7 protein-coding genes and 1 pseudogene are annotated in these 8,333 nt (G+C 64.9%); 6 read left to right on the top strand and 2 right to left on the bottom strand.

The genetic code is table 11. The annotated features are described in order from the left end of the window. Nucleotides 1-78: 78 nt before the first annotated feature. Nucleotides 79-1,182, bottom strand: coding sequence for a mandelate racemase/muconate lactonizing enzyme family protein (locus JHD07_RS26165; protein WP_291627313.1), 1,104 nt, complete (start codon nt 1,180-1,182; stop codon nt 79-81). A 169-nt stretch (nt 1,183-1,351) separates the two neighbouring features. Here JHD07_RS26165 and JHD07_RS26160 point away from each other — a divergent pair, with 169 nt between their 5' ends. The 6 genes from JHD07_RS26160 (at nt 1,352) to JHD07_RS26135 (ending at nt 7,109) form a co-directional block, all read left to right on the top strand. After that, complete coding sequence (locus tag JHD07_RS26160; RefSeq protein ID WP_291627315.1) at nt 1,352-2,188, top strand: AraC family transcriptional regulator; 837 nt, start codon at nt 1,352-1,354, stop codon at nt 2,186-2,188. A gap of 135 nt (nt 2,189-2,323) precedes the next feature. Further along, complete coding sequence (locus JHD07_RS26155; protein WP_291627311.1) at nt 2,324-3,262, top strand: SMP-30/gluconolactonase/LRE family protein; 939 nt, start codon at nt 2,324-2,326, stop codon at nt 3,260-3,262. Nucleotides 3,263-3,421: 159 nt separating this feature from the next. Continuing rightward, complete coding sequence (locus JHD07_RS26150; RefSeq protein ID WP_291627309.1) at nt 3,422-4,015, top strand: GNAT family protein; 594 nt, start codon at nt 3,422-3,424, stop codon at nt 4,013-4,015. A 246-nt stretch (nt 4,016-4,261) separates the two neighbouring features. After that, nucleotides 4,262-5,908 (top strand): GMC family oxidoreductase N-terminal domain-containing protein, encoded by a 1,647-nt coding sequence (locus JHD07_RS26145; RefSeq protein ID WP_291627307.1) that lies wholly within the window; start codon nt 4,262-4,264, stop codon nt 5,906-5,908. A 133-nt stretch (nt 5,909-6,041) separates the two neighbouring features. Beyond that, nucleotides 6,042-6,584 (top strand): transposase, encoded by a 543-nt coding sequence (locus tag JHD07_RS26140; protein WP_291627305.1) that lies wholly within the window; start codon nt 6,042-6,044, stop codon nt 6,582-6,584. Between the two features lie 186 nt (nt 6,585-6,770). Then, complete coding sequence (locus JHD07_RS26135) at nt 6,771-7,109, top strand: DUF1493 family protein (RefSeq protein ID WP_291627303.1); 339 nt, start codon at nt 6,771-6,773, stop codon at nt 7,107-7,109. Between the two features lie 956 nt (nt 7,110-8,065). Here JHD07_RS26135 and JHD07_RS26130 read toward each other — a convergent pair. Beyond that, nucleotides 8,066-8,333, bottom strand: a pseudogene (locus tag JHD07_RS26130) (ATP-binding protein); the annotation flags it as partial.

The following is an 8,333-nucleotide window of genomic DNA, read 5'->3' as shown; positions in this document are numbered from 1 at the left end:
GCGCAGGCGAAGACCGTCGAGGATCTGAAGAAGAAGCAGGACGCGCCGCCGGCCAAGGACGCGAAATAGGCGCGCCGTTCACGCCACGCGGTAGCGCTCCATCACGCCGGGATCGGGCTCGTAGCCGAGCCCGGGGCCGGAGGGCACTGCGACATGGCCGGTGGCATCGGCATCGATGCGGCCGCCCCAGAGGCAGGCTTCGCGCTTCAGGTAGAACATCTCGACCAGCCCGTCGTCGCGTGTCGCGAGCAGATGCAGCGTCGCCAGCAGGCCGGGGCCGAAGTAAGGGGAATGCGGAACGATCTTGACGCCGACCCGATCGGCCAGGCCTGCGACCTTCACGAATTCCGTGATGCCGCCGACCTTGGTCACCGAGGGCTGGGCGTGGCTCACCGCACCCGCCTCGATCATCTGGCGGAATTGATATTCGGTGCAGGCATTCTCGCCGGCGGCAATGTCGAGCCCGCCCTTGCTGCGCACTTGCGCAAGCGCGGCGAAATCCTCCGGCGGCCAGACCGGCTCTTCCAGAAACATCGGCTGTGCGTCCCGGCAGGCTTTCGCGAAGCCGATCGCCTGCTCGGCCGTGAGCGGGCAGTTCATGTCGACCATTAGCGGAATGTTCGGCCCGATCGCCTCGCGCGCGGCAAACACCGCGGGCGCCGTGGTCTCGTGCAGCTTGATCGCGCTATAGCCGAGCGCGAGCGCCTTCCTGCATTCGGCGGCGATATCGTCGGGCGAGCCGATCCGGAGCAGGCTCGCATAGGCCGGAATGGCCGTGCGCCTGGTCTCGCCGAGCAGGCGATGCAGCGGCACGCCCTTCACCTTCGCCGCCAGGTCCCACAGCGCGATGTCGAGCCCGGAGATCGCGAACATGGTGATGCCGTAGCGGCCGAACAGATGCAGGTTGCGCTGGATCTGCTCCATGAAGGCGGGAATGCCGGCCGCATCGGGTACCTTCAGCCCGCGGGCCTGGGGTGCGATCATCTCCTCGACCGCGCTGCGCGTGGTGCGCGGGCAGACATAGGCGAAGGCATCGCCCCAGCCGGTCAATCCGGAATCGGTCGTGACCTCGACGAGCACCATGTCGAGCGCGGAAATGGCCAAAGCGCCCTGGCGGAAGCTTGCGACACCGGCGTCATAGGGGATGCGGATATGGTGCGCCCGCACATTGGTGATGTCCATGACCCGGTTCCTCTTTCTCGTGAGCGGTTCAGGCGAGTGTAGCCGTGAAGACCGGGGCGTTGCCAGCGGCCTTTGGCCGGCTATCCTCATGCGAGCGACAGCAATGCCGATCAAGCCGGGCGGTGCCGACCGGCGCAACATCGCCGCGCTTCGAACGAGGACGATACCCGTGAACCCAGCCCAGCGTGCGCTCTGGTACATCGAGAGCCATCTGGCCGAGCCGATGACGCTCGACGAGATCGCCGCGATCTCCGGCGTGTCGCGGTTCCACATCGTGCGTGCGTTTGCCGCGGCCGTCGGTCTTCCGGTGATGCGCTACGTACGTGCGCGGCGGCTGACGGAGGCGGCGCGCAGCCTCGCAAAGGGCGCACCGGACATCCTGTCACTGGCGCTGGAGGCGGATTACGGCTCGCACGAAGCCTTCACCCGCGCGTTCCGCGACCAGTTCGGTACCACGCCGGAAGCGGTCCGGGCCGCGACTTGCGTCAGCCAACTCCAGCTCCAGGAGCCGATCCTCATGGACTCCACCATGCTCGACCATCTTTCCCCGCCGCGTTTCGAAACCGCAAAGGCCTTCCTGGTCGCCGGCCCCGCCGAGCGCATCTCCTGCGACAACGGCGCCATGATCCCCGGCCTGTGGCACCGCTTCAACCAGGAGGTCGCCGACATCCCCGCGCGGGTCGGCCATCAAGTCGCCTACGGCGTCTGCTGCAACGGCGACGATGCCGGCAATTTCGACTACATCGCCGGGGTCGAGGTCGCCGATTTCTCCGACCTGCCGCGCCGCTACGGCCGCATCCGCATTCCCGAGCAGCGCTACGCCGTGTTCACGCATACTGAGCACGTCGCCTCGATCCGCCGCACCGTCAACACGATCTGGAATCAGTGGCTGCCGGCGTCCGGCCTCACGGCTGCGGATGCGCCGAACTTCGAGCGCTACGGCGAAACCTTCGATCCCGCAACCGGCAACGGCGGCTTCGAGATCTGGATACCCGTGCGAGAGTAGCATGCAAAGCTGGCATACCGTCCCGCTTGCTTGGCAAGCCTTGGCGACTTTGTCATAACCGCAGGCAAATCTTGCCTGCGGGGCCCGTGCCGGACATCCCGTGCAAGTCATAACAAGCAGCCGGGAGGGTCCCAAATGTCCACTGCCACGCCCAACATCCGCGTTCTCGCCACCGATCTCGAATTTCCCGAAGGGCCGGTCGTGATGCCCGACGGTTCGGTGGTGCTGGTGGAGATCCGGGGACAGCGCCTGACGCGCGTCTATCCGGACGGACGCAAGGAGATCGTGGCGAAGATTCCGGGCGGGCCGAACGGCGCCGCACTCGGGCCCGACGGCAAGATCTACATCTGCAACAATGGCGGCTTTTCTTGGATCCCGACCCGCAACATGATCATGCCGGGTCCGCAGCCCGACGATTATCTCGGCGGCGCGATCCAGCGCGTCGATCTGCAGTCGGGCAAGGTCGAGACCCTCGTGACCAAATGCGGCGAGCACGCACTGCGCGGGCCGAACGATCTGGTCTTCGACAAGCAGGGTGGCCTCTGGTTCTCCGATCTCGGCAAGCGCCGCGCGCGCGAGATGGACGTCGGCGGCATGTATTACCTCAAGCCCGGCATGACCGAGCTCGTCGAGATCGTGCACGGCATCCTGCCGGCCAACGGTATCGGCCTGTCGCCGGACGAGAACACCGTCTACATCGCGGAGACGCCGACCGGCCGGCTCTGGGCCTACGAGCTCTCGGCGCCCGGCACGCTCAAGCCGCGCGACGTGATCTATCGGGGCGAGCGGGGAAAACCGATCTGCGGGCTCGGCGGCTACCAGATGTTCGATTCGCTCGCGGTGGAAGCGGGCGGCAATGTCTGCGTCGCCACGCTCGTTTCCGGCTGCATCTCTGTGATCGCGCCCGACGGGACGCTGGTCGAGCAGGTGCCCACCGGCGACCGCGTCACCACCAACATCGCCTTCGGCGGCCCCGAGTTGAAGACCGCCTACATCACGCTGTCAGGCAAGGGCGAGCTGATCGCCATGGACTGGCCGCGCGGCGGTTTGCCGTTGAATTTCTTGAATAAGTGAATGTATCTGGACAAAGCCGTGCCAATACATCCGTCGTCATTCCGGGATGCGTGCGCCAGCACGCAGGCCCGGAATCCATAACCCCAGGCGGTGGTTATGGATTCCGGGCTCGCGACTTCGTCGCGCCCCGGAATGACGGCAGTCATTATGGAGTGAGAAATGCCCTGGCCCGATCCCGTCACCCTGCGTGGACAGCACGCCCGTCTAGAGCCGCTATCGCACGATCACCGCGAAGGGCTGGTCGCGGCCGTCAGAGACGGCGAGCTCTTCAAGCTCTGGTACACTGCGGTCCCGACGCCCGAGGGCATGGCGAAGGAGATCGATCGCCGCCTGGGGCTTCAGTCTGCGGGCTCGATGCTGCCGTTCACCGTGTTCGACGCCACCGGCAATATCGTCGGCATGACCACCTACATGAACATCGATGCCGCCAACCGCCGCGTCGAGATCGGCTCGACCTGGTATGGCAAGAGCGCGCAGCGCGGCCCGCTCAACACGCAGTGCAAGCTGCTCTTGCTGCGGCACGCCTTCGAGGCGCTGAACTGCATCGCGGTCGAGTTCCGCACGCATTTCTTCAATCACCAGAGCCGCCGCGCCATCGAGCGCCTCGGCGCCAAGCAGGACGGTATTTTGCGCAGCCACCAGATCGCGCCGAACGGCACCTTGCGCGACACCGTGGTCTACAGCATCACCGCCGCCGAATGGCCGACGGTGCAGGCGCATCTGGAATTCCAGCTCAATGACAAGCCGCGCTAGGGATGATGTGTGCTATTCGTAACGATGTCGCCGCGGGCTCGGCCACCTCTCCCATAGGGAGAGGTCGGCGCGTAGCGCCGGGTGAGGGGACCGCTCTCTCGTGGGACCTGAGCCCCTCACCCGATTTGCACCGGACGATGCTGCGCATCGCCGAGAGCAAATCGACCTCTCCCTCCGGGAGAGGTGTCGGAATCCGCGGCTGCAATTCACCCAATCTCGAAACATGCTAGGGGCGGTCGAGGGACCATGGATAGATTCGACTACGTGATCGTCGGCGCCGGCTCTGCCGGCTGCGTGCTCACCAGCCGCCTCAGCGAGGACCCGAACACGAGCGTCTGCGTGCTCGAAGCCGGGCCGTCCGACTGGCATCCCTACATCCATCTGCCGGCCGGCTTCATCAAGACCTTCCACATGAAGAGCATCAACTGGGCCTATCAGCAGGAGCCCGGTCCGTGGACCGGCGGGCGCAGCATCTACGCGCCGCGCGGCAAGACGCTGGGCGGCTCGTCCTCGATCAACGGGCACATCTACAATCGCGGCCAGCGCATGGACTTCGACACCTGGGCGCAGATGGGCAATCGCGGCTGGGGCTATGCCGACGTGCTGCCCTACTTCCGGCGATTGGAGAAGCGGGTCGGCGAGGGCGAGGACACCTATCGCGGCCGCGACGGCAATCTCATCGTCACCACCATGAACTGGCGCGATCCGCTCTGCGAGGCCTTCATGGAGGGCGCGGTCTCGCTCGGCATTCCCCGCAATCCCGATTACAACGGCAAGACGCAGGAGGGCGTCTCCTACTGCCAGCGCACCATCAACAACGGCCTGCGTGTCTCCGGCGCCACCGCGTTCCTGAAGCCGGCGATGAAGCGGCCCAACGTGCATGTGCACACCCATGCGCACGCGACCGAGATCATCTTCGAGGGCAAGCGCGCCGTCGGCGTGCGCTACATGAAGGGCGGCCGCGGCGGCACGCCCGTGGAGGTGCGCGCCAACAAGGAAGTCATCCTCTCCGGCGGCACCTATAATTCGCCGCAGCTGCTTCAGCTCTCCGGCATCGGCTCGCCCGACCTGCTGCAGCAGCACGGCATCGGAGTGCGTCACGCGCTGCCCGTCGGCGAGGGCCTGCAAGATCACTACGCCCCGCGCACGGTGGCGCGCGTCAAGGACATCAAGACCATCAACGAGCTCCGCCGCGGCCTCTCGCTGTGGATCGAGGCGTTGAAATGGGCGACCCAGCGCAAGGGCCTGCTCTCGCTGTCGCCGACCATGGTCTATTGCTTCTGGCATTCCGGCGAGAGCGCCGAGAGCTCCGACCTCCAGCTCACCTTTACGCCCGCTTCTTACAAAGAAGGCGTGCAAGGCCAGCTCGAGGACGAGCCCGGCATGACGGTGGCATCCTGGCAGCAGCGTCCCGAGAGCCGCGGCTATGTCCGCATCCGCTCGTCCGATCCGTTCGCACCGCCTGTTATCCAGACCAATTATCTCGACGCCGAGCTCGACCGCCGCGTCGTCGTCGGCGGCATGAAGCTGGCGCGCAAGCTTTTGAAGTCCGCGCCGCTCTCGCCCTATTACGCCTACGAGGACTTTCCCGGCCCCAACGTCAACACCGACGACGAATTCCTGCACGCCGCCACCGAGCGCGGCACCACCACCTTCCACCCCGGCTGCACCTGCCGCATGGGCCCTGCAGATTCCACCTGGGCGGTGGTCGACGACCAGCTCCGCGTCCACGGGTTGGAGGGCCTCCGCGTCATCGACGCCTCCGTGATGCCGCGCATGATCTCGGCGAACCTCAACGCGTCAACGATGATGATCGCGGATCGTGCCTCCGACCTGATCCGCGGCAAGGCGCCGATGGAAGCCGCAAGGATTCCGGATACGGCGATGGCGTGAGCTTTCGTAGGATGGGTAGAGCGCAGCGAAACCCATCATCGTGCCGCGTTCTCCGAGGTGCGATGGGTTTCGCTGCGCTCTACCCATCCTACAAGAGCGATGACGTCCATCCGAGGTTGTGCCATGATGGGGCATGACCTCCTATCGGCGCAACTTCGTCCCCGGCGGAAGTTTCTTCTTCACGGTCAATCTCGCCGACCGCCGGCAATCGCTTCTGACGACGAACATCGAGCTGTTGCGCGCGGCCTTTCGCGAGATCCGCCGACGGCATCCCTTCACGATCGATGCGATTGTGATCCTGCCGGAGCATCTTCACACCGTCTGGACAATGCCGGACGGTGATGCCGATTTTGCAACGCGCTGGCGACAAATCAAATCCGCTTTCTCCCGCAGCCTCGAAACAAACGAGCCGGTATCGGCCAGTTGCGCCGCCAGAGGGGAGCGCGGCATCTGGCAGCGCCGCTATTGGGAGCACACCATTCGGGACGGGGAGGATTATGCCCGGCACATCGACTACGTGCACATCAATCCCGTCAAGCACGGCCTCGTCAAACGGGTGCGCGATTGGGGCCACTCGTCATTTCACCGCCACGTAGCGCTCGGCATCTATCCGGCAGACTGGGCTGGTGATCTCTCAAAGTTGGAGCGCGGCGCCGACTTCGGAGAGCCGAGCTGATGCGATCATGTAGGATGGGTAGAGCGCAGCGAATCCCATCATCTTTCGATGCCCGCGGCAGCCGGTTTGATGGGTTTCGCTGCGCTCTACCCATCCTACGAAGTGTCGTCGGGCAAAACACCCGCCGCCCCGTCAACCCCTCTGCACGAAGATATTTCACGTTAATTATGGTTACAGGACGTCGTGATGGCTGATATCGACGATGCCGAGCTTCTGGAAAGCCTGCTTTCCTTTGTTCAAACAGAGACGTTGACGCGCAGGCAAATCATTCTCGCGACCGACATCGCCCGCGATTTGGGCGTCGACGGAGACGACGCGCATGAGTTCATCTGTCGATTTGCGGATCAGTTCAAGGTCGACATGTCGGAGTTCGATTTTGACATGTATTTTGGCGGGGAAGGGTTTGACCTGGTCGGCCTGATCAAGTCTCTCGTTGTCGGACGGAGCACCAAGGCCCCGATGACGGTAGAGCTTCTTTTCAGAGCGGCCAAGCAGGGGCGCTGGCCTCGCCATTCTGTGGCTTGACGTCGGGCAACCGATCTTTATTGCCCGTCGGGGCAAACACCCCGCACCCCGTCAACCCCTCCTCGCAAAAATATTCCACTTTACCGAAATTCGGAATTGCGGCATACATCGCAGCAGCCCGGCCCGACGAAGAGGGGCGGTTCGCGAGTCGTTCGAAACGCGGGCCGGGTTGCGGTGGACGCGGCGGCGTCGTGCGCGAGAGGCGCGGGCAGGGCGGGTAGTCCCTGTGAGCCCGAGGCTTCGTGCGGACGAGCGGCGCTGAAGTCCGGCGAAGCCTCTTGGCCAAGCCGGATGAGCTGCGTACGGCAAAACCGTGTGGTCCTGGCCGTCGTTGCTACGGTCAAGCCTCTTGCGGAGATGCGCGTGAGCCCAACCGGGCGGACGGCATCGTCAATTCGCGGGGCGAGGGAGGCCAGAGGGAAAGTTCGGCTCCCGGGAGAGCACGGCATAAGCCGTCCGACCATCGCGCAGGGAAGGCCGAGTGTTCGGCGACACCTGTATGCTGCTGTGCGGTTTTCTGCGTGTGCCTTTTTGCGCAGCAGACCGCGGGTGCCTGTCGGCACCTGGCCTTCCCTGCGCCCTCTTTCCTTTGGGGCGACGGAATGAAGCAAAGCTCGGGCGATGCGCCGCGAGGCTGCGAAGGCGTGTCTGCAGGTCAAGACGCGAGTCGGAGAACGCCGGCGATGCCGCTTGCTCCGTCATTGCGAGGGGCGCTTGCGACGAAGCAATCCAGACTGCCGCCGCGGAGGGATTCTGGATTGCTTTGCTTCGCTCGCAATGACGAGGGGAAGAGAGCGTGCGCCGCGTTCCGCTCTCGTGCCCCGGACGCAGCGCAGCGCCCTTGCGGTGCGCTGCAGAGCCGGGGCCCATGTCGCCGTATTGTGCCGTGCCGCGTTCTGGGTCCCGGCTCTGCGCAGCAGCGTTCCACGCTGCAGCGCGTCCGGGACACGAGAGCCCTACACTTCTCGCCGGCTCAGGAACGCCAACCGCTCGAACAGATGGACGTCCTGCTCGTTCTTCAAGAGCGCGCCGTGCAGCGGCGGGATCAGTTTTCGCGGGTCGCGCTCGCGCAGCTGCTCGACGCTCATGTCCTCGTTGAGCAGCAGCTTGAGCCAGTCCAAGAGCTCCGACGTCGACGGCTTCTTCTTCAGGCCGGGCACCTCGCGCACCTCGAAGAAGATGCGCAGGGCTTCCTCGACCAGGCGCTTCTTGATGCCGGGGAAG

Origin of the sequence: Bradyrhizobium sp. (genome assembly GCF_016462955.1) — a bacterium.
Classification (GTDB): domain Bacteria; phylum Pseudomonadota; class Alphaproteobacteria; order Rhizobiales; family Xanthobacteraceae; genus Bradyrhizobium.
Note: the sequence above shows the minus strand (reverse complement) of the source record. Positions and strands in the feature narration are given on the sequence as shown.